Annotated in this window: 24 protein-coding genes; 15 read left to right on the top strand and 9 right to left on the bottom strand. The window is 45.9% G+C overall.

Annotated features, from left to right (window positions below):
- The 5 genes from HY877_00135 to HY877_00115 all read right to left on the bottom strand — a co-directional run.
- The coding region (locus tag HY877_00135) for a Ppx/GppA family phosphatase (GenBank protein ID MBI5298696.1) at positions 1-503 on the bottom strand (503 nt) is incomplete at its 3' end.
- A gap of 9 nt (positions 504-512) precedes the next feature.
- A complete protein-coding gene (tolB, locus tag HY877_00130) occupies positions 513-1,802 on the bottom strand; it encodes a Tol-Pal system beta propeller repeat protein TolB (GenBank protein ID MBI5298695.1) in 1,290 nt (429 codons plus the stop codon).
- Positions 1,803-1,984: 182 nt separating this feature from the next.
- Positions 1,985-2,803, bottom strand: coding sequence for a cell envelope integrity protein TolA (locus tag HY877_00125; protein ID MBI5298694.1), 819 nt, complete (start codon positions 2,801-2,803; stop codon positions 1,985-1,987).
- A 1-nt stretch (position 2,804) separates the two neighbouring features.
- Positions 2,805-3,221 carry a biopolymer transporter ExbD gene (locus tag HY877_00120; GenBank protein ID MBI5298693.1) on the bottom strand — a complete coding sequence of 139 codons (417 nt, stop codon included), beginning with the start codon at positions 3,219-3,221 and terminating at the stop codon, positions 2,805-2,807.
- The gene (locus tag HY877_00115; GenBank protein ID MBI5298692.1) at positions 3,218-3,928 is read right to left on the bottom strand and encodes a MotA/TolQ/ExbB proton channel family protein; all 711 of its coding nucleotides are present in this window, start codon (positions 3,926-3,928) and stop codon (positions 3,218-3,220) included. Before HY877_00115 ends, HY877_00120 begins: the two co-directional genes overlap by 4 nt.
- Positions 3,929-4,031: 103 nt before the next feature.
- Between HY877_00115 and HY877_00110 the strand changes: the two genes are divergently transcribed.
- Genes HY877_00110 through HY877_00100 form a run of 3 tightly spaced genes read left to right on the top strand, consistent with a single transcriptional unit; the run spans position 4,032 to position 5,754 of the window.
- The gene (locus tag HY877_00110) at positions 4,032-4,838 is read left to right on the top strand and encodes a glutamate racemase (protein ID MBI5298691.1); all 807 of its coding nucleotides are present in this window, start codon (positions 4,032-4,034) and stop codon (positions 4,836-4,838) included.
- A gap of 47 nt (positions 4,839-4,885) precedes the next feature.
- Positions 4,886-5,299, top strand: coding sequence for a nucleotidyltransferase domain-containing protein (locus HY877_00105; protein ID MBI5298690.1), 414 nt, complete (start codon positions 4,886-4,888; stop codon positions 5,297-5,299).
- A complete protein-coding gene (locus HY877_00100; GenBank protein ID MBI5298689.1) occupies positions 5,296-5,754 on the top strand; it encodes a DUF86 domain-containing protein in 459 nt (152 codons plus the stop codon). Before HY877_00105 ends, HY877_00100 begins: the two co-directional genes overlap by 4 nt.
- 271 nt (positions 5,755-6,025) lie before the next feature.
- On the opposite strand, the gene HY877_00095 is transcribed toward HY877_00100, so the two are convergent.
- Positions 6,026-7,888, bottom strand: a complete 1,863-nt coding sequence (locus HY877_00095; GenBank protein MBI5298688.1) for a hypothetical protein — start codon at positions 7,886-7,888, stop codon at positions 6,026-6,028.
- 105 nt (positions 7,889-7,993) lie between these two features.
- On the opposite strand from HY877_00095, the gene HY877_00090 reads away from it, so the two are divergent.
- Complete coding sequence (locus tag HY877_00090; protein ID MBI5298687.1) at positions 7,994-8,326, top strand: nucleotidyltransferase domain-containing protein; 333 nt, start codon at positions 7,994-7,996, stop codon at positions 8,324-8,326.
- Entirely contained in the window at positions 8,323-8,715 is a 393-nt protein-coding gene (locus HY877_00085) for a HEPN domain-containing protein (GenBank protein MBI5298686.1), read from the top strand. The genes HY877_00090 and HY877_00085 overlap by 4 nt, the downstream gene beginning before the upstream one ends.
- An 8-nt stretch (positions 8,716-8,723) precedes the next feature.
- Here the strand turns inward: HY877_00085 and HY877_00080 are convergent, their stop codons facing one another.
- On the bottom strand, positions 8,724-8,972 hold the full coding sequence (locus tag HY877_00080) for a hypothetical protein (protein MBI5298685.1): 249 nt from the start codon (positions 8,970-8,972) through the stop codon (positions 8,724-8,726).
- A gap of 124 nt (positions 8,973-9,096) precedes the next feature.
- Here HY877_00080 and HY877_00075 point away from each other — a divergent pair, with 124 nt between their 5' ends.
- The 6 genes from HY877_00075 to HY877_00050 all read left to right on the top strand — a co-directional run bounded on the left by HY877_00075 (position 9,097) and on the right by HY877_00050 (position 17,917).
- Positions 9,097-10,143, top strand: coding sequence for a Fic family protein (locus HY877_00075; protein MBI5298684.1), 1,047 nt, complete (start codon positions 9,097-9,099; stop codon positions 10,141-10,143).
- A 95-nt stretch (positions 10,144-10,238) separates the two neighbouring features.
- Positions 10,239-11,384: an ATP-binding protein gene (locus HY877_00070; GenBank protein ID MBI5298683.1), complete on the top strand. Its 1,146-nt coding sequence runs from the start codon at positions 10,239-10,241 to the stop codon at positions 11,382-11,384.
- 18 nt (positions 11,385-11,402) lie between these two features.
- The gene (locus tag HY877_00065) at positions 11,403-13,244 is read left to right on the top strand and encodes a transketolase (protein MBI5298682.1); all 1,842 of its coding nucleotides are present in this window, start codon (positions 11,403-11,405) and stop codon (positions 13,242-13,244) included.
- A gap of 30 nt (positions 13,245-13,274) precedes the next feature.
- On the top strand, positions 13,275-14,687 hold the full coding sequence (locus tag HY877_00060; protein ID MBI5298681.1) for a S41 family peptidase: 1,413 nt from the start codon (positions 13,275-13,277) through the stop codon (positions 14,685-14,687).
- Positions 14,688-14,725: 38 nt separating this feature from the next.
- Positions 14,726-15,763: an alcohol dehydrogenase catalytic domain-containing protein gene (locus HY877_00055; GenBank protein ID MBI5298680.1), complete on the top strand. Its 1,038-nt coding sequence runs from the start codon at positions 14,726-14,728 to the stop codon at positions 15,761-15,763.
- Positions 15,764-16,105: 342 nt separating this feature from the next.
- Complete coding sequence (locus HY877_00050; GenBank protein MBI5298679.1) at positions 16,106-17,917, top strand: hypothetical protein; 1,812 nt, start codon at positions 16,106-16,108, stop codon at positions 17,915-17,917.
- Between the two features lie 36 nt (positions 17,918-17,953).
- Here the strand turns inward: HY877_00050 and HY877_00045 are convergent, their stop codons facing one another.
- A complete protein-coding gene (locus HY877_00045; GenBank protein ID MBI5298678.1) occupies positions 17,954-18,808 on the bottom strand; it encodes a serine/threonine-protein phosphatase in 855 nt (284 codons plus the stop codon).
- A 46-nt stretch (positions 18,809-18,854) separates the two neighbouring features.
- Positions 18,855-20,159 (bottom strand): HAMP domain-containing histidine kinase, encoded by a 1,305-nt coding sequence (locus HY877_00040; protein ID MBI5298677.1) that lies wholly within the window; start codon positions 20,157-20,159, stop codon positions 18,855-18,857.
- Between the two features lie 3 nt (positions 20,160-20,162).
- Between HY877_00040 and HY877_00035 the strand changes: the two genes are divergently transcribed.
- From HY877_00035 to otsB, 4 genes are all read left to right on the top strand, one after another.
- Positions 20,163-20,486: an ATP-binding protein gene (locus HY877_00035; protein MBI5298676.1), complete on the top strand. Its 324-nt coding sequence runs from the start codon at positions 20,163-20,165 to the stop codon at positions 20,484-20,486.
- A gap of 43 nt (positions 20,487-20,529) precedes the next feature.
- Positions 20,530-20,880 (top strand): hypothetical protein, encoded by a 351-nt coding sequence (locus HY877_00030; protein MBI5298675.1) that lies wholly within the window; start codon positions 20,530-20,532, stop codon positions 20,878-20,880.
- A 168-nt stretch (positions 20,881-21,048) separates the two neighbouring features.
- Positions 21,049-21,312 (top strand): hypothetical protein, encoded by a 264-nt coding sequence (locus tag HY877_00025; GenBank protein MBI5298674.1) that lies wholly within the window; start codon positions 21,049-21,051, stop codon positions 21,310-21,312.
- A gap of 155 nt (positions 21,313-21,467) precedes the next feature.
- The coding region (otsB, locus tag HY877_00020; GenBank protein MBI5298673.1) for a trehalose-phosphatase at positions 21,468-21,787 on the top strand (320 nt) is incomplete at its 3' end.

Below are 21,787 nucleotides of genomic sequence, written 5' to 3'. Positions count from 1 at the left end.
CCGATTGGCAAACTAACCGCATTTATGTTTTTGGTCCCTAGTCCATGGTCCCTAGTCCATGGTCCGGCAGTTATAATTTCCGTTGATCCTCCGCCAATATCCACCACAACAATATCCGGACCAAAGTCGGTGGAGGCGGCTTTCCATGTGAAAGCGGCTTCTTTTTTCCCGGAAATAATTTCGATAAGGATGCCGCACTCTTTAGATACCTGTTCAATAAAAAGATCGGCATTCTGTGCTTTGCGAAAGGCGGCGGTTCCAACGGTTAAAATGGTTTCCACTTCGTGATCGTCGCAAATTTTTTTATATTTTTTTAAAACATTGAGTGTGCGCTCCATGGCGGCGGGGAGAAAAAGATTGGAGGAACCCATGCCTTCTCCAATGCGGGTCAGTGCCGCCTCGTCCGCCAAAACTTTTATTTCGCCGTTTTGTTTTTTCTCGACAATCAGCAAAAGGACGGAATGGGTGCCAATATCAATCGCCGCAATTTTTGATTTTTGCATTTTGATTTTTTATTTTAAAGAGGGTCCCCACCATGGGAGCGAACCATTCCCCTTGGAAACGCGCATGGGATTAGCGCCGTCAAAACGCATGACGTAAATTGCCTCGCCGCCTCGTGTGGAGGAAAAAGTAATGTAGCGGCTGTCGGGCGACCAGCTTGGATGCTCGTTGTTTCCTTCACCCGCGGTTAGGCGCTGAATCAGACTGCCGTCGGAGTTCATCGTGAAAATATCAAAGGCGCCGCTGTCTCTGCCGCAAAAAATTATTTTTAAGCCATCGGGAGACCACGCGGGTGTGTCGTTAAATTGTCCCACAAAAGTGAGACGCTGATTTTCACCGCCACCGCCATCAAGAATAAAGAGATGAAGTTTTCCGGCTCTTTCGGATGCAAGCAAAATGCGTCCGCCATCCGCGGAGTAAACGGGAGAAATATCAACACCGGATGCGTTGGTAATCTGTTTGGTAATTCTTCCGGAGAGGTTCATCAGATAAATATCGGGATCCCCATTTACGGAACTGGAAAAAATAATGCTTCCGCCATCTGGAGTGAAAGAGGGAGTAAGATTTGTTGCTTTATTTTTCGTTAATTGTTTGACGCCCCCACCGGAGGCATTGGCAATATAAATTTCCGGTGTGCCGGAGGCATAAGAAGTAAAGGCAACTTTGGAACCATCCGGAGAAAATTTGGAACCGAGGTTCAGAGTTTTATTGTTCGTGATTTGAATATTATTTTCGCCATCATAATCCATCACAAAAATCTGTTTTCTCCCTTTGCCGGAAATAGCGGTATAAGTGATTTTACTGTTGAACGGTCCCTTGATGCCGGTCAGCGCGAGCATAACTTCGTCAGAAAAACGGTGAGCGATGGAACGATAATCTTTTTCAGAACCGATATATTGTTTTCCAACCAGCATCTGTTTTGTGAAAGGGTCAAAAAGTTTCAGTTGAACCGTGACACTTCCCCCTCTTTTTTCGACGCCGCCTTTGATGAGGGCCTGTGCCTCAATGGCAGTCCACAAATCAAAATTGATTGTTTCCGCGGTGATGGCCGTTGAATCTTTGGATTCCAGAAAAGCGGCGGGAGGAATAAATTGAAAGTAGGAAGAAATTTCCAGATCGTGTTGAATGACGCCAGAAATTTCACGTTGCAGTTTTTTGTCCCCCTTGCCGCTAATTTTAATCAGATCGGTGATAGCAATGGGAAGTTTTTTATCGGAGGGTTGATCGATGGGAACGTAAATGCGCGCCTGAACGGTTGTTGATGCTAAAGCGACAAAAAGAAAAAATAAAATTCGTTTCATAGTCATAGTGGCCGGCACTTTAATGTCTGAAATTCAAACTTGCAAGTACTCTATTTGTAGGGGCTTGCGTCGCCCCCTCCACCGGCAAATTTTTAAATACTGTCGCGACAGTTTTCCTTGGTCCACTGGACCAAGTTTGCCTGCCTTGACCCCCCTCACGTTCGCTTTGCTCACTTAAAAATTTATTGCATCTTGAGGGACGGATCGAATTCAACCTGAAAGCCTTCGTTGTAGGCTTCCCATTCAAGCCGCGGCGGTGGGACGGGCAAGGGCGAGGCTCTTTGGACGGCGCGCAGACAGGAGGAATCAAACGAAGGGTTGTTCGATTTGGTGTCCCAATCCGTTGTAATAATTTCACCCTGATTATTGATTTGCACAATAAGGGCGGCTTTTGGTTTTGCGGGGCCTTCCAAATAAGTCATCGGCAAAATCCACTCCTGCATAATTTTTGCTTTGAGTTTTGCCTGATAAATAACGTATTCGGGATCCAGCGGAGAAACGCGCAACGGCTGTGTGCCGGTTCCGTATTTGAAACCTTCACCTTTATCTTTGACCTGCGCCGCTTCGGGAGGAGCCGATTTTGCTTTTTTATCCAGAGCGGCCAGTGCGCGTTGGACCGCGTTTGGTTTTGGTTTGGGTTTCGCAATTTTTTCAGGTTGTATCGGTCTTAAAGCCGGTTTTTTCATTTCCGGTTTGGGTTGTTCAAGAGGTTTTTCCTGCGGTTTTACCATCTCCTTCTCTTTTGCCTCTTCTTGTGCCGCCTGCTTTTGTTCCTGAATCGTTGTTTTGGGAAGATTTTCCGCTTCCTTCATCTTGATTTCAAGATTTTCGGAAGACCCTTTTGGCAATTCAACCCAAACCACCTTCATTTTTGGTTTCATTAAGGAAATTTTGGGGACGGAAAAAAGAAATACAAAGAAAAGGACATGGACGATTAACGAATAAAGAATCGGTTTTTTGAGAGGAAGCTGTTTTGCAATGATGAGTTGACGCTTGTCCACGTCATTTTTCCGATTGAGTAATAAGTCCAATCCGATCGACGCCTGATTTTTGAGCGGCCGCCATCACCTCAATGACTTTGCCATATAGAAGGCTTTGATCGGCTTTGATCAGCAAATCTTTTTGTTCTTTTGTTTGATAAATGGCCGCCAACTTTACCGGAAGATCTTCCATGGTGACAGGCGCTCTTGAATCTCCAAGAAAAAGATGACCCGAATTATCTACCGTCATTACCAAATCTTGCGGAGTGCGGTGAATTTCCGGAGCGGCCGCTTTGGGCAGTTGCACGGGCATCCCCTGTTGCAAAAGGGGAGCAGTGATCATGAAAATAATCAGAAGCACCAACACCACATCCACAAAAGGGGTGATGTTGATTTCCGCCAACGAGTCGTTGTGTGCATTACTACTGTTCAATTTCATGCGCGGGCTCCGTAGTTTTCTTGTTCAACACGGTCGATCAACACTTCTGTAAAGTCGTGAAGATCTTTGCCGTTGCGCCGGATTTGATTGACAAACATGTTGTAAAAAATAACGGCCGGAATGGCGGCGGCCAACCCGATGGCTGTTGCAATAAGGGCTTCGGCAATATGAGGCCCCACAATGGAAAGACTGGATGCTCCGGTTTGCCCAATTTTCCAAAACGCATTTAGAATTCCCCAAACCGTTCCAAAAAGTCCGATAAAGGGGGAAGCCGAAGCGGTGGTGGCCAAAAAGGGAACTCCATATTCTAGTTGTTCGATTTCATCTGAGTAAGCTCTTCGGATATCTCTTTCCAGTGCCTCTTTTCTGGCGACTGTCCGGTTATTTACCGCAGATTCCTGGGCCGCTTCAAAAATTTCGTAGGCAGGACCTTTGCGGCTTCCCCGTTTGGCACTGATGTCATTTAAATTTTTGCTGTCCCAGAAGAGTTGAAAAAATTGGAGGGAGCGCGCTTTTGATTGTTTGAGTTGGCGGTATTTTGCAATGATAATGGCCCAACTGACGACTGAAAAAGCAAGCAGGATATATATCGTTAATTGCACCATGGGGTCGGCGTTCCAAATCAGATGCAAAACATGGCGAGATTCGGTGGTTGTTTGTTCAATTGGTGCCGTTTGCGCTAAAAGTCCTGAAAATGTGGCTAACATATAAATAGACTCCTTTTTGTGGAGGGCATCATAATTATAATGAGACGATTGTCAATTAAAACGACTATGGACAAGCGACCATGGAACATAATAAGGAAAGCGCATGTCTTCCAAGCCTATTGGCATATTTGATTCAGGGGTCGGTGGTTTGACCGTGATGGCGGCAATCAAAAAATTGTTGCCCAACGAATCCCTTATTTATTTTGGTGACACCGCCCGCGTTCCGTATGGCAACCGTTGTGCCGACACCATTTTGAAATATACCGAAGAGTGCACCAGTTTTTTGGCGGAAAAAGGTGTGAAGGTAATCGTCATTGCCTGCAATACCGCTAGCGCCCATGTTTTCCCCTATCTCCAACACAAATTTCATTTTCCGCTTTTGGGTGTGATTGAACCGGGAGTGGAGGCGGCTTTAAGCGCCAGTCAAAGCAAAAAGATCGGCGTGATTGGGACAAGGGCCACCATTGCCAGCGATGTTTACGCGAAGCAATTAAAGAAGCGGGATGCGGCGACAAAAACGGTCAGCATTGCCTGCCCGTTGTTTGTTCCTCTGGTGGAGGAAGACTGGCTGGAAAATGAGGTAACGCACGCCGTGGCGAAACACTATCTTTCTGAATTGGCTCAAGACAATGTGGACACCGTTGTTTTGGGTTGCACGCATTATCCTTTGCTCAAAAATGTGATCGGAAAAGTTTTGGGTTCCAAGGTAGTCTTAATTGATTCGGCGGAAGCGGTCGCCCTTTCCTTGAAAAATCTTTTGAAGGAAAAAAATCTGTTAGCTCCGTTGGAAGAGAGTCACCAAAAAAAGAAACATCAGATTTATGTCACCGATTTGTCCGATCGTTTCGAAACCATCGTCAAAAGATTTTTAAAAGAAGACATCCCATCAGTGGGCAGGGTGACTTTTTAAATAACATCCGGTTTGCGAACTTCATGTATTCATGGTAGGGTCATTTTGTGAAATTGCCCATATTCAATTCAAAGCAGACAAAAATTTTGGACAAAATGAAGGCGCAAGCCGTTTATCTTTTCGGCTCAAGGGCGCAAGGTCGGGAAGGACCTCTTTCCGATTATGATTATGCCGTTTTGTTAAAGGACAAAGGCCATTCGAAGGGAGATCCCGTTTATTTTGAACTTTACGATCTTTTTTCCGAGGTATCACCCAGAACTCTCAAAAACGATGTGTTGGATATTGTATTTTTGAGGGATACCAATTTGGAAATGTGCTTTCATATTATTCGTTACGGAAAAATTCTTTATGAGAAAGACCCCAACGCCAGACTTGATTTTGAAATTAGAACAACTCTTTTATATTGTGATTATCGACCTTTATTGGAAAAACAGGATCGGGAAATTCTTCAAAACATATGACACCACCATTGGCACGCGAGGCAATTCTTCCACGCATTGACGGCATCCGGAAAAATTTGGAAAAGCTGGAGGGGCTTGCAAAACTTCCCCTGAAAGAATTTTCCAAGGGAGATCCCTTTGATTTGGCTCAACATCATCTGCGATTGGCTCTCGAAGGAGTTTTTCATATTGCAACCCACATTCTTTCGAGGATTCCCGGAGGACGCGCAACGGAATACAAGGAAATCGCCTTGAAACTGGGAGAAACAGGTATTGTGCCCAAAGAGTTTGCCCAAAAGGCTTTGATGCCTATGGCGGGGATGCGTAATATTTTGGTTCACAATTATTCAGACATTAAACCTGAACGATTGCATGACATCATCGCAAACCACAGAAATGATATCGAACAATTTCTCAAATATGTGAAAGTTGTTCTCGAAAATCCGAAAAAATTCGGCTTGGGTGATTTAACGTAGATTTTTAATCTCTCAAACTTGCTCTCAATTTTCCAAAACTTCGGATGATCCATTCTCGTGGGACTTCTAATCGGCGAGTGATGATATCCAGTGTGTCTAATTCGTCTTTGATCTCTAAAATTAGCCAAAGGGTGTGAACGCCGACTGGAAGCGTTTTGCGCCGCAACTCATAATACAACATGGCAACTTCCAGAAGGAGTTCTTGTTCCTCTGGAGTAAATTTGTTTAGCGCTCTGCGGACGCGCGCGATTTTTTCTTCGCGAAGGAATATTTATTCCGGCGTGTCGGTGCGAGGACCGATGCGTAATACCGACCTTGGCTCCCTGTTGCCGATTGCTTTCTCTTCTTTTGCGGGAGGGACCACTTCAATCACCCAACTTGCAATATCCCCCAATTCCTGCCGGTATTCTCTCGCGTCGAGGTGGATGGTTTCTCCCGTTGCAGGATTTACAATCAAAAATTCCGTAATCTCTCCGGGGTGTGAGGTATCTTCGAACACGATTTCAGAGAGAGGCCAGCCGCGATAATCCACGTTATCGCCAAAATAGTAGCGTTTGTTTCCGTGTAAAAAACCGTTGAATGAATCCACCCGAAAATCGCCCGTTATTTTTCCAAGATGATTTTGAAACCGCACGGGGATTCTTCTATAAGGCGCGTCCCAAGGCTGATAAAAGGAATCCACGCGTTGGCCATGAGCATCCCACACAAGATGAAAGAGAGCCGCCCTCTTTATATCTTTTTCTTGCAGAGGCCATTTTACATCCGGGAGATGGGTTGCCTTCAGCAATTTTATTTTAACAATCACGCCATTTTTTATCTCAACCGCAACAACACCATTGGGATGGTTTTGAATCTGCGCTCTTTTTATACCTCCAAGCGTCAAAGTTCCATCGCTACTTAAACTTGTGATGACGACATGATCCTTTAATCGCTGAAGTTCTTGTGCAGTTAATGCCGTAGGGAAGGTTTGCTTAAGAACGGAACTGCCATTATAGATAAGCGAATAGTCATGTGCTTCTCTTACGGTGGGTGAAGTTTCCGTAAGACTGGAAACATCCACTTCTTTTATCTTTGCCGCATTCAGAATCAGGACCTGCATGATCTGGTTTTCCCTGACTCTAATAACTATTATTTCACCGGGGTGTTTCGTAAACGCACCTCTTGATTCGCCTCCAATGTGGAGCAGACCATTGGTATCAAGGCGTATTACAATCGTGTGGTTTGTCATGGTCTGCCAATCTTCGCGTTCAAAAAGATTGTTGAAAGAATTCACGAGCATTCCTTTTTCATCATAGATCAGAGAAAATTCTCTCGTTCCTCCATCCACGACTTCTTTTGCTGACAAAAGATTCACTGACGGTTTTAAAATGCGGACTTCCACGACAATGCCATTCCTTATTTCCGCTTCGACAGGATAATTGCCGTATTTGCTGAACGTGCCCCAACGACGCCCTCCCAGCGAAAGATGTCCAAACCGATTGAGGTAGATTTTTACAACAGCACTCTGGAGTTTTGCCATGCGCGGTGAGCTGATGCCATGAAACACGGAATCTACCAGTTTTCCATCCTGATAAATCAGCGTAAATTCTTTTTGGGGTTTGGGTGAGGGCGGTCCGTCTTTCAAAAAATCAACTCCAACGACCACATCTCCAATCATTCTCACAGAAACGGATTCACTGGCATGTTTTGGAAAAGTAGCGCGCTGTTTACCAACGACAAATAATTCTCCAAAAGAACGGAGTTGTGTTTGCACCACGCGCTCTGCTTGTACTGTTTGCTGAGGGAAAGTCGGTGGATCTGTTGCAAATCGTCTTCGTGTTGGTTCAACCCAGCCTGCCCCTGCTTGTGCTCTTGCATGCGTCATTGCCGCCGCAAAAACTTTTGTTCCTTCAGGACTGTGCGCTATTCCAAAAAGGAGTTGTCTTAAATTTTCCGGGGAACGTTGAGTTTGCCCGGGTATAAAAATATCTCTGAGCTGAGTGACAACGGAGGCTTCCGGTGTCCCCGCACCAAAGGTAACAAGACCATCCAAACCCTGCTCAAGTTGTGCAACGGCCGTTGCAAATTCCAGAGAATTTGCACCAACCTCCAACCAAGATGGCATAACCATTTCCAGTGGAAGGATTGCTGACATGCCCGTGGCATCTACATCCTCCCGCCCGCTTTTGCAATCGTTTTGGTTTTTTGTGTATGGGCCGTTGTTGTTGACTTTCCACGGCAATTCTTTAAACTCAAAAGCATGAAACAGCTCACTCCTTCGGAAAATAGACAGATGGAACGCTTTGTTTTGGGTCTCAAAAAAATGTTGGGATCCAATTTTGTTAGGGCTGTTTTGTTCGGTTCCCGCGCCAGAAATGCAGGCAATGAAGATTCTGATGTTGATGTTCTGGTGGTGATCCGGAAAACATCAATGGAAATCAAACACAAGATCTGGGACTTAGCCAACGATATTTTTCTCGAAACTGAAATTGATATTTCCCCTTTAGTCATGACGGAAGAACGGATGGAGACACTGCTCAAAAGAGAGCGTCTGCTGGCCAAAACAATCACAGAAGAGGGAATTGCTCTGTGAATGCGCAAAACAAAACCATCAATATGAAGCTGGAAATGGAAAAGGGTCGTTCCGCATTGCGACAGGCGACAATCCTCCACCAAAATAACGAATATGACGGCGCTGTTTCACGCGCTTATTACGCCGTCCTTCATTTTGCACGGGCACTTTTGTTTTCAAAAGGTTTAGAAACAAATTCGCACGAAGGAACCAAACGCCTGTTCAGTCTCCATTTTGTCCGTGAAGGATCTTTCGAAAAAAAATACTCCACAATTTTATCTCATGCACAAAAAGCAAGAGAAGAATCGGATTATGAGCCGGAAATTCCATTTAATGAAGAAGAATCCGCCGCTCGCATTGAGGAAGCCAAAACATTTCTCAAAAAAACAGAATCTCATTTGAAAATCTGATGTTCAACTCATGCAGGACTGTGCGCTATTCCAAAAAGGAGTTGTCTTAAATTTTCCGGGAAACAGTGAGTTTGTTCGGGTATAAAAATATCTCTGAGTTGAGTGACAACGGAGGCCTCCGGTGTTTCCGCACCGAAGGTAACAAGACCATCCAAACCCTGCTCAAGTTGTGCAACGGCCGTTGCAAATTCCAGAGGATTTGCACCAACCTCCAACCAAGATGGCATAACCATTTCCACTGGAAGGGTTGCTGACATGCCCGTGGCATCTACATCCTCCCGCCCGCTTTTGCAATCGTTCTCATGCTTCGACCTATGGGTTTATGTTTTGGTTGATATTTAGGTTGACGTTTAGGTTGATGTTTTATAATCTTTCTACAAAATGTATAAACCCCATTATCAAATTACCGGTAAAATTTTAAATCACCTGACAGAAATTGCCGTGGCAAGGGAAATTGTGGAAAAGGCCAGATTAATTCCCAAGTGGGAAATCTCCTTGAGGAGAGATGCCCTGATTCATTCTGTTCACTCCTCCACGCACATTGAAGGAAACAATCTGACACTGGAAGAGGTAAGTCAATTGGCTCTGGGCCGGGAAATCAGTGCCATACGCAAAGACAAACAGGAAGTGGTGAATTACCTGAACGTTTTGTCGAATCTCCAAAAATATATTCCCGATGGCAAATTTTCCACTCAATCTGTTCTGCAAATTCATAATAAACTGGTTTATAAAACCCTCAATCGATCTGAAGACGAAGGTGTTTTTAGAAACAGACAAGTTGTCGTTGGCTACAAAGATAATGAAGGACGAACCGTTGTTACTTTTCAGCCCCCTCTCATCAAAGAGATTTTAAAACTTGTCCAAAATTTTTTGAATTGGCTTAATGACAAGAAAACAGAGAATATAAATCCGGTGCTGGTTAGTGGCATAACCCACTATGAAATCGTTCGAATTCATCCCTTTATTGATGGGAATGGTCGTACGGCGAGAACCTTGGCCACTCTTATTCTTCTGATGCGTGGGTTTGACACAAAACAATTTTTTGCGCTCGACGACTATTATGACAGTGACCACATGGCTTATTATGCCGCCCTGAAATCCGTGAATCCGGAGACAGTCGACATTACGCAATGGCTAGAATATTTTTGCGAGGGAGTTGCGGTTTGTGTCAATCGGGTCAAAGAGAAGGTGCTTGCCATCAGTGGAAGCAAAAAAGCGACGGTTTCGCTGGAACAAGTTTCTTTAACCAAACGACAGATGCAGATTGTGGAGTTGATCAGTCGGTCGGGAAAAATCACGAGTAAAGAAATGCAGGCCCTGTTTAAGATAACGCCACAGGCAATCCATAAAGAAATGAAAAAACTTTTGGACAGGAAGGTTATTAAACTGATGGGCAAAGGACGTTCAGCACATTATATTTTGGTCTGACACGGTTACTCTCTCAAACTGGCTCTCAATTTTTTGAAGCTCCCTTGTCAGGAAAATTCACTTTACAATTCCAAATTACAGGCTAAAATGGAGTTGTGTATTCCAGATTATTTAACATCCCGAATAATAAGAGTTTTTTTCTATTTGGACCTAGGGGAACGGGCAAAACGACTTTGGTTAAAACGGGCTTTCCTTCCGGTATTTATCTCGATTTGCTGGAGGCCGGACTTTTTAATACGCTTCTCGCCAATCCCGCCCGGCTTGAAAATCTGATACCAAAGGCATTTTCAGACTGGATCATTCTGGATGAAATTCAACGCGTGCCGGAACTTTTAAATGAAGTCCATCGGCTTATCGAAAAATACAAATACAAATTTATCCTGACCGGTTCGAGCGCGAGAAAATTGAAAAAAAGCGGACCAAATCTTCTGGCAGGGCGCGCCCTAACCTGTTCATTTTATCCTTTGACCGCCAAAGAACTTGGGGAGAATTTTAATCTCGAGCACTCCCTGAAATTTGGCTCACTTCCTTCCGTATATGTCGAATCCGATCCAAAAGGATATTTGGAAAGTTATGTTAAAACTTATCTTCAGGAAGAAATTCAGCAGGAAGGCTTGACCAGAAATTTGGGAGCCTTCTCCAGATTTCTGGAGGCGGCCAGTTTTTCTCAGGGATCTGTTTTAAATATATCATCGGTGGCCAGGGAATGTGAGATTGAACGAAAGGTTGTTGAAAGTTATTTTACAATTCTGGAGGACCTGTTGATTGCCTACCGGATACCCATATTCTCGAAAAAATCCAAACGCAGAATGATTGTCCATCCCAAATTTTATTTTTTTGACGTGGGTATTTTCAGAACGCTCCGCCCAATGGGGCCGCTTGATACGCCGGAAGAGGCTCAGGGCGCCGCCCTTGAAACCTTGTTGCTTCAAGAGCTGGTGGCCTTAAACGATTATTTGAAACTGGGGTACAAAATTTATTATTGGAGAACGGCGGAGGGCGCGGAAGTTGATTTTGTCCTTTACGGCGAAAAGGGAATCAAGGCGTTTGAAATCAAACGAACCGGCAAAATTCATAACTCAATGTTAAAGGGTTTAAAGGCCTTTGCGAGCGATTATCCCTCCGCGAAATGCTACTTCATTTACGGCGGCAACAGGAAAATGTGGATAGATGATATAGAAATCATCCCCATAAATGAATTTTTGAAAACATCTGATCTTGTCATTTTGGGGGGCATCTGATAGCGAGACTCCAAATTTATGGGCGATAATTTGGTGCAAATCCTCTCAAATCTGGAAAACATTGCAAAGAAACTGCGCATTCATAGTTTGCGCGCCACTTCGGCCGCGGGTTCGGGTCATCCCAGTTCGTGTCTTTCGGCGGCGGATCTTGTTGCCGCCCTTTTCTTTTATGCCATGCGGGTTGATCCGTCCAAACCGGAGGATCCCAGAAACGACCGTTTTGTACTCTCCAAAGGTCATGCGGCTCCATTGTTGTGGGGGGCGTGGTGTGAAGCAGGCGTCATTCCTGAAAAAGAACTTTTAAATCTCCGCAAAATTGACAGCAATTTGGAGGGACATCCAACGCCGCGTTTTCCGTGGGTGGATGTTGCCACGGGATCGTTGGGACAAGGGCTTTCGGTGGCGGTGGGTCAGGCACTTAATTTTCGTTTTCTCGACAAGAGTGACGCAAGAGCTTTTGTTTTGATGGGAGACGGGGAGTGTGCCGAAGGTTCTGTGTGGGAAGCGGTGGCTCTTGCGGCGCATTATCATCTGAATAATTTGATTGCGATTGTTGACGCGAACTGTTTGGGACAAAGCCAGGAAACAATGTACAAATGCGATCCCGCGCCTTACGCCAAAAAATTTGAGGCAGCCGGTTGGAAAACAATTATTCTGGACGGACACGACATGAAGTCAATTATCGCCGCTTTTGATGAGGCGTTTGCAGAAAAATCAAGGCCGACAGTTCTGATTGCCGAAACAAAAAAAGGGGCGGGAACTTTTATGGAAGGAAAAGAAGGATGGCATGGAAAAGCGCTGAATCCCGAAGAACTTAAAAAAGCCCTGCAAGAAATTGGAGAACCCGCTTCAGTTAAAAAAGAAATTTCGAAACCAAACGGTTCTGTTCCTGAGTACGCCGCCCCCAAAGAACCGCCTGCTCCCAATTACACCATTGGCAGTGCTGTTGCCACACGCAACGCCTATGGCGAAGCGCTGAAAAAATTGGGCGAGACGAATCCTCGCGTGGTGGCTCTCGATGGAGACACAAAAAATTCAACTTATTCCGAAAAATTCATGAAGGCTTTTCCCGATCGTTTTTTCGAATGCTTCATTGCCGAACAAAATATGGTGGGAGTGGCGCAAGGATTGGCGGCCCGCAAAAAAATTCCTTTCGTCTCCACTTTTGGCGCCTTCTTCAGCAGAGCCTTTGATCAAATCCGCATGGGGGGCATTTCCCAACAACCCGTGAAATTTTGCGGTTCTCATGCGGGCGTTTCCATCGGAGAAGATGGTCCCTCGCAAATGGCGCTCGAAGATTTAGGCATGATGCGCGCCATTCCAAAAATGGCTGTTTTATATCCTTCCGATCCCGTCGCCTGTGAGCGTCTTGTTTTTGAAGCGTGTCGTTATCCCGGCATGGTTTACATTCGAACGGGTCGCGCGGCAACGCCGGTGATTTATCCCAACGAAACGCAATTTCCCATCGGTGGTTGCAAGGTGCTTCATCAATCAGACAAAGACTGTGCAACTCTTGTTGCCGCCGGCATAACATTGCATGAATCTCTGAAGGCCTATGAAATTTTGAAAAAAGAAGGAATTCCCATTCGTGTCATCGATCTTTATTCCATCAAACCAATCGACACAAAAACTTTGCTCGAAGCTTTCTATCAAACAGGACTTTTGATTACGGTTGAAGATCATTATCCCGAAGGGGGTTTGGGCGAAGCGGTTTCCGCCGCGGTAAGTGACGAAGGAGGGCGTGTTGTTCGGCTGGCGGTCAACCAAATTCCGCGCTCCGGAAAACCGCAGGAGTTAATCGCCCTCTGCGGCATCAGCGCAAAACATATCGTGGAGAAGGTTCATGCACTTTGCCGGTAGATCAGGACCATGGACAATGGACTGTAGACTATGGACAAGAAAAAAAAGAGTGAGAATTTAAAATCGGTTTTGTATTTTTTGGTGTTGGTCCTTGGTCTATGGTCCATAGTCCATAGTCCCGCGTTTGCGTTGACACAAAAGGGTTATGAAACTCTCGGGATTTTCAGTCGGGTGTTGCATTACGTTGAAGAAGATTATGTTGAGAGTGTTGATGAACAAAGATTGTTGCGCGGTGCTATCCGCGGCATGTTGCAGGTGCTGGATCCTCACACGGTCTATCTTTCCCCAGATGTCTATAAAGAGTTGAAAGCCGACACCTCCGGAATTTTCGGCGGTGTGGGTTTGGAAATCACGGTGCGCGACGGGTGGATCACCGTTGTCTCCGGCGTGGAAGGAACGCCGGCTTTCAAGGCGGGCATTCAATCCGGAGATCGCATTTTAAGAATCGACGGAAAATCGACAAAAGAAATGGATTTGGGCGATGCGGTAAAAGCGATGCGCGGAAAACAGGGTAGCAAAGTCCAGATAACCCTTGGCAGACAGGGACTCAAACAGCCCTTTGAAGTAACGTTAACCCGCGAAGTTATCAAATTCCCAAGCGTGCGCGCAGAAATTCTGGATGAAAAATATTTGTACATTAAAATCAGAAGCTTTCAGGAAAGAACCACCGAAGTTTTGAAAGACATGATGAAAAAGTATGCGAAAGAAGTTCAAAATGGGGTGATTCTTGATCTGCGCAACAATCCGGGTGGTTTGTTGGATCAGGGCATTGATGTGTCGGATCAGTTTTTGGATGGAGGTGTGATTGTCACCACCGAAAGTCGCAAAAAAGAAATCGATCGCAGAGAAGCGAACCCGGATAAAGACGGGACCAAATCACACTTTCCACTTGTTGTGTTGGTGAATAGCGGCTCGGCTTCGGCTTCTGAAATTGTGGCGGGCGCTCTGCAAGATCAGGGACGCGCGCTGATTCTTGGCACGCAAAGTTTCGGGAAGGGTTCGGTTCAGTCGATCATTGAACTCGATGACGGCTCCGCTCTCAAAATCACCATTGCGAAATATTTTACACCGAGTGGACGTTCCATTCAGGCGGAAGGAATTCACCCCGATGTTGTGGTGGAGCCGTCTCCTCCTTCCAAAAAAGGAAAAGAGGAAGAGGCTTTCATGCGTATTCGTGAAAAAGATTTGGAAGGACATTTGAAAGGGGAAGCTGAAGAAAAAGAGGAAAACGCGCCCAAAAAATTATCAAAAGTGATTCAGCCATCGGAAGCAAAAGAAGCGGTGGGAGATTATCAGCGTCAAATCGCCATCGATTATTTGAAAAACTGGGACAAGACTGTGAAGGATTATGGACTGGGGAATAAAGACCGAAAACCAAAAGTGAAGGGGAAGGGGAAGGACCATGACAAAGGACTATGGACCATGGACAAAAAAAGTAGTTAGTCCCCGGTCTATGGTCCATTGTCCATGGCCCAAAGATTATGAAAGCCATAGCAAAATTAAAAGCGGAACCGGGATTTGAATATACCGATTTGCCTGTGCCCGAGGTGACTTCCCACCGTGTTTTGGTTAAAGTGAAGGCCGCCTCCATTTGTGGCTCTGATGTTCATCTTTACAAGTGGGATGACTGGGCCCAGAAAAATTTGGAAATTCCGCGCATTATTGGACATGAAGGATGCGGTGAAGTTCTGGAAATTGGTTCGCAGGTAAAACATATCCGTGTTGGAGATCACGTCTCCTTTGAAAGTCATATCCCCTGTCTTGGTTGTGCGCACTGTCGCACCGGTGAGATGCATCTTTGCAAAGAATTAAAAACAATTGGTTTTGGCGCGGATGGTTGTTTCGCGGAATGCATCAGCATACCCGAAATTTGCTCTGTCAAAAATAGCAAGTCTATGCCGTGGGATATTGCTTCCATTCAGGAACCTTTGGGAAACTCTGTCTATGCTGTCTCCGAAAGCGAAGTGGCGGGAAAACAAGTGGCGGTTTTTGGTGACGGACCCACCGGTCTTTTTGCCGTTGCTGTCGCGCGTTGTTTGGGTGCCACAAAAATTTTTGCAGTGGGTGCTTCTCCATTCAGAATGAATATCTTAAAACAACTTGGTCCCGATGTGATCATTGACGCCACAAAAGAAAACCCGGCGGAAATTATTTTGGATCAAACTCACGGAGACGGAGTTGATTGTGTTGTTGAAATGAGCGGCGCCTCAACCGCCATTCACGCCGGTTTCCGGTCTGTTCGGAATGGTGGTATTTTTACAGCGTTTGGACTTCCCTCTAAACCGATTGAACTCGATTTTGCCGGAGAAGTTATTTTCAAGGGGATCAAGCTGATTGCCATTCACGGACGCAAAATGTTTGATACATGGAAACAGATGGGGGAGTTGTTGGAGAGTGGCCGTCTCAACGTGAAACCGGTTATTACACACCACTTCCCCATGTCTGAAATCAACAAGGCAATGAATCTGTTGACCCGCAATCCCATAGAAGCGGCCAAAATCATTTTAAATCCTTCCTAAGTAGAGCATGGGGTTTACTTGAGTGGCATCTCCTCAGCGAGCTTTGCTCGCGTGAGGGGGAGGCTCCGACGGCTTTGCCGTTGGAGGGGGCGACGCAAGCCCCTATAAATAGAAGCGGCCAAAATCATTTTAACGCCTTCATAAACGGGTTGAAAGCACCTCAATTTTTCTCCTGAGTGAGTATTAAAAAACACATGTAATATCATGTGAGTAGATATTGTTTTTATCATTTTGAATTCGTGTTGGGTATCCTTTTACTCTTCGCCATTTTTTTGACTCATTCGTCTTTCATTCAAGCACATAAAATGATTATGAAAACCGGAAGGGCCCTTTTGGCGCATTGTGGCACGTGGCTTGCTCTATCTAGTGTTCGTGAAGACGAGCATTAAATATTATGGAAGTGGTGGAAAATGTGGGTCCTGCCAGCCGCTCGGGGTGCGTCTCCCCCAAAAAGGGGCCCCTCGCATCCACTGCGCGGCTGTCACCCGCATTTTCCATCACGTTCATTATACTTTAGTCCTTTTGAGTCTTGCCTCCTTAATAGGATGCGGCGGTGGGGGTGGTGGTGGTGGTTCTGCAAGTGCGGCGGCTCAAACAACAGGGGGGGGCACCAGTGGAAGCACCCAAAGCACTGTGAGCGCCATGTCCGTTGGAGATGTTGTTTATGCAGGAGTAAGTAGTGGAAGCGGGAGCATCAGTTTTAGCGGTGTTTCCAGCGGATCAACTTATGAATTGTTGGTGCAGTCTCAGGCAACCGATAACACGAGCAGAACGGTGACACTGGGAAGTCTTAATGCCGCGGGAAAATCGCTTGGACTTCCGGATCCCATGGTTGATTCGGTTTGGAGCAGTCAACCACAGTCCGTTCAAACACAATTCGATGGAGTTCTAAGAGATGAAGAACGCCTTTTGCTGAACGCGCCGTGGAGCGGACAAGTTTCAAAATCGGTTTCAGCGGGAAAGTCGGTTGGCGATGGAATTCCCGCGCCATCCGCCACCGTCTCTGTGAATGATATAGATACTTTCCGAGTGCTTTCCTCTCTGACAGATGTGACACAATATTCAACGGTAACAGCCACGGTGAAATGTGTGAATGACACGGTGGCTATTTATATTGATGATGAAATCACCAGCACAAATCCTTCCGATTTGTCGCAAGCTGATATTGACAGCCTCTGCGCCAGCTATAAAACAGCTTTGACAACTGAAGTTTCCATTTTCGGGGCTTATCCCGATCTCAATTCAGACGGTGTTGCGGTTGCCCTGATTACTCCCGTGGTCAACAGGCTGAGCGCTTCCGGCGGTGGCGTGGTGACGGGATTCTTTTATGCCGGAGATCTTTTTGTAAGAAGTGGTTCGATTCCGGCCAGCAATTATCGTGAGATTGTTTATCTGGTTTCTCCGGATTCCGCCGGAGTTTATGGAACGAAAATTACAAATGCCTTTGCAATATCGAATTTTCTTCCTCCTGTTTTTCCTCATGAGATGCAACATTTGATCAGCTATTATCAGCATACGATTGTGCGCGCGGGCTCTGCCGAAGACAATTGGCTCAATGAGGCCATCTCCCATTTCACCGAAGACCTTGTCGGATACGGTCGCGAAAATTATTCCCGGTATGATCTCTTTCTTGCCTCACCACAAAGCAATGCCGTTGTGACTTCCGGAAGTCCAAGTTTGGCACAGCGGGGAGCAGGATATCTCTTTCTGCGTTATCTCTATGAACAGAGTGGCAACAGCAATACTTTTCTTGGGAATCTGGTGAAAACAACCAACACCGGCGTGAATAATATTATCGCCGCTTATGCAGGATCGGGTGATTTTGATGAGATGGGAGAATTTTTGAAAAACTGGGCGGTGGCTCTTGCCTATACCGACCGTGGGCTCACTTCCGGCACCCGCTTCAAATACAATGCGCGAACTTTTAACAGTACCACCGGTAATTATCAGGGGGTTTGTCTTATTTGTACGCCCAGTGACGGTCGTAGTACTATTTTGGATGGCCCTACCTATTCGACTTATAGCGGAGCGACCAATTACGGTGTTGTGGGTACTGGAACACGTTTCTTAAGAATCTCCTCCCCTCCTTCTTCAATCAGTATTTCTTCATCCAGCGGCGCCTCTCCCGCCGCGGCCGTTTTGCGTACTCAGTAAAATCAGAACATTTTTCACCACTCCCATTTTATCAGCCTACTCGAAATTTAATGTGTCTTCTTCGGGGCGGGCGATGCCATACATCTTCAGGTCAATCACTAAAACGGTGATGTTGTCCCTGACCTTGACTTTCTTTTCAGCCTGTTTTGCCTTTCCCAATTCAACGGCTTTTTCGATCATTTTTTTCGCGGCCTCCTCCAGATTGGAAAGAGGCATTAGTTTGGCAATCTCGTCTGAGGGTACATGATCGTAGAAACCGTCACTGCAAAGGAGAAATCGCCCCCCGGAATAGGGAATCGGATGGGAATTGATTTGAGGGTTTACATAGGGATTGGTGCCGACGGCTTTGGTTATTTTGCTTCGATAACGATGGGCTTCTTCGGGATCTATTTGCCCCATCAAAATCTGTTCTTCAACCCAGCAGTCATCCCGCGTCAGGCGGAAGAGATGATTATCCCAGAGACCATAGGCCCTTGAATCGCCGACGTTCAGAGACCAAATTTTGTCTTTCAAAAACCAGAAACCGACCAGCGTGGTCCCCATTTTTTGGCCGTCATTTGCTTTTTTGGCCGCCACGCGGTGAAACTGTTGGTTTGTCTGCCAAACGGCATATTCAAGATAAGATTCGGGAGTGTCTTGTTTGGCATCGTCAGGATAAGGATCCAAAGTCTCTTCCCCGGAAATCTTTTTTTTTGAAATCTGCATTTCAGATGCCTTGACCAGTGTATCCATCACCTGTCTGGATGCGAAAAAACTGGCGAAGTCACCGCCGGCCGGACCACCCATGCCGTCACACAAAAGATAGGCACCGAGACGGTCATTGGTTAAAAAAGTATCCTCATTGTTCGGCCGATCACCCTGATCGGTCAACCCGTAGCTTTTGAGTTCCATACCAAATGTGCGCTTCGGTTTTTCCATGTCTTTCCGGTGCTGATTTTTAAGAAAATTTATTCGGGTCCAGTGTCACCTCCGCCCCAAAGCCGGAAGGCAGACAATCTTGGGCATCCATGAGAGAGATATTTTCCTCGCCATATTTTTCATGCCACGTTTGCATCCACACTTCCCATTGGGGGCATTCATCATCGAGGAGAAAGGCGCGCAAGACCTCTTTTCGGGATAAGGGATACACAATTTTTTCTGCCAGCAAAACGGCGGAAAGCGGAAACACGAGAGAAAAAGTCGTTCCCTCTCCGGGCCGGCTGGAAACACCGATGGAACCGCCATGTGCTTCCACAATCTGTTTGCAGAAAGAAAGACCTAAACCCGTTCCACCCTTTTTGCCGTGCGTAAATTTTTTGAGAAACACCTTGTGGAGATGTTCCTCGGCAATTCCCTTCCCCGTATCGGTCACGTCAATCCAGACTGCATGTTCGTTGTGCAGGACGGAAATGAAGATGGAACCGGACGGTTTTTCGATGGCTTGAAGAGCGTTGACGCAAAGGTTGGTCAGAATCCTTCCCACTTTTTCCGAGTCAAAAATTCCGACGAGATATTCCGGACCCGCGTAATGTAGAATCACATTCTGCCTTGCGGCCTGTGCCGACAATTCCGCGATAGTTTTTTTGACGACATCCACAAAGTCATTCGCCTTGTAACGAAGCTGACTAGCTCGCGCATAATCCCTGATGCTGGCAATCAGTTCCACGATCTTGTCGTAGGATTCCTTCGCGGTTTTCCTGCAATCTTTTTCCTTTGCCGCAAATTCCGCCTTCGTTTCGGAAAACATGTCAATGTAGAGACCCAAAAAAGTAAGGGCCCCTTTCAAATCGTGTGCCATTTGATCCATCACCTCCGTCCATTCCTTGAGGCGCTTTTCGGCGGGATGGGTTTCCGGCACAACGGGAGCAGTGAGAGGAGCGTTATCAATGAGTCCATGTTTGAAAGCGTCTTTGAGGCAATAGTGGAAACCCATGTTCCATGAAGGGGTAGAGGCGTTCGAAGCATGGCGTTCCCTAGCATCGCCCAGATAATCGCCGCAGTCAACGCAGACGGGGCAACAACGGTGCACCTCCTCCCCCGCAACATCTCCCTCTTCCTGCACAACGATGGAATCTTCAGGGTCAATCGGATATTCACACAGCTTGCAAAGAGCCTCCAATTTCAATTCTTCCACCGATTCGCATTTCCAATTGAGCAGATTTTCATCGAATGTCCGGCGGACGGCCTCGTCAAAACTGGACGCCGTTACCGTGAAACACCGGCCGCTTTGAACGTGTTTTAAAAAATAGATTTTCTTTGCCACCGCTTGAGGCTTCTCGCCAAAAATCCCGCGGACCGATTTTACGGTAACGCGCGCTCCGTCATCAACGCCCTTCTCACCCATTCTCCCGATGCCTTTGCCGACCGCTCTCATGCCCGAGGGTCTTATCTTACGCCGGAGGGAAACCGGCACATTGGCCGTGAGCGCGAGCAGGAAAAACTGCACGGCTGGGTTACCGATCTGATCCAAAACCCCAAGGCTCAGCCCCCGATCATCGCCATCTGCGGAGAGGAAGGTATGGGAAAAACGCATTTGTTGGAAAAACTCAAACAGAGTGCGGAACAAAAAAGTGGAAGTGGGATAAAGTAAAAATCATTCTTGCTTTGGAGATCACAGGTTGGTAGAAGAAGTCATGCCATCTTCAAAAAAATCAATACCGCAAAAATCTGAAGCCATCACAAAAGAGTTTTTGACGGAACAGTTGCAAACCTTCAAACACGACATTCTAAAAACCGTTGATGCCAAAATTGAATATGTCGCAAAAGATGCGAGAGAACATGTCAACAGCATTGCGGCGGGATTGAACAAAAGAATGGATGATATGGAAAAATCTCTTCGTCAGGAAATTCATTACACACAGCTGGCTGTCAAAGAGGTTAAAGCCGATACAATATCTATTCGCGAAAAACTCGATGCCGTTATCGAAAAAGTAGACCACCACGATGAAGAAATTGTTTTTTTGAAGGCCGCTGTTGCAAAATAATCCACCCCCTTCCAAAAATTCACGCAACAAAATTTAAAGGATGCCGATAACCTTTCTATAAGTGTCGGACACTTGGGAAAGTGCGTAAGTGTTTAAGTTTCTTATGGATTTATAAATATTTTTTGTTGTTGTTTCTTTCAATGCGTCGTGCGGAGTATACGATCATTCATGAAAATTACGTTCCGTCTCATCATTTCCATCATAATGGCCGTGACTTTAATTGCGGCGGTGTCATCCTATTTCAATGTACAATCGGAAAGAAAAAGATTGGAGAACGAACTGGAACACCGCGCGTGGTTGGTGACGGAGGGGTTGAAAGAATCCGTGAATGCACTCATCAATCAGAAACCTCCGGACAAACTTAACAAAATGATAGAGAAAATCAGTAGTGACCAGAGGTTAATAGGCATCGCTTGTGGGAGTCGGCGTTGACAGGATCGATTATACCAAGGGAATTCCCGAACGATTCGGATGAGAAACGCCGTCAGAGAAAACAATGTTTATAAGTGGGCGGCGGATATTGTAACCAATCTGACGCAAATACGAACTGAACACAAAATTGCATGAATGGAGAGCGGAAAATAATTTTGTTTCTGGATTTCGACGGCACTCTTTCCCCGATAGCAGGAGATCCCAATGATGCCATTCTTCCTCCCGATGTAAAGCGGTGGCTCCAAAAATTATCCAAAAAAAGAAATATCAAAATAGGGATAGTGACGGGAAGGGCGTTGCCAGACATCAAACAAAAAGTCGGTCTCAAAAACATTATTTATGCCGCCAATCATGGAATGGAAATTTTTTATAACGGAAGGCATCTTTTAAAAAAGGGACACGCTTATAAAAGACCTATTCGGATTCTGGCGGGTGCGTTGCGTGACTCGATGTCGGGTATTTCCGGTGCCATCGT

This window comes from Deltaproteobacteria bacterium (genome assembly GCA_016213065.1).
GTDB lineage: Bacteria > UBA10199 > UBA10199 > SPLOWO2-01-44-7 > SPLOWO2-01-44-7 > JACRBV01.
This window is presented reverse-complemented; position numbering and strand designations above follow the sequence as displayed.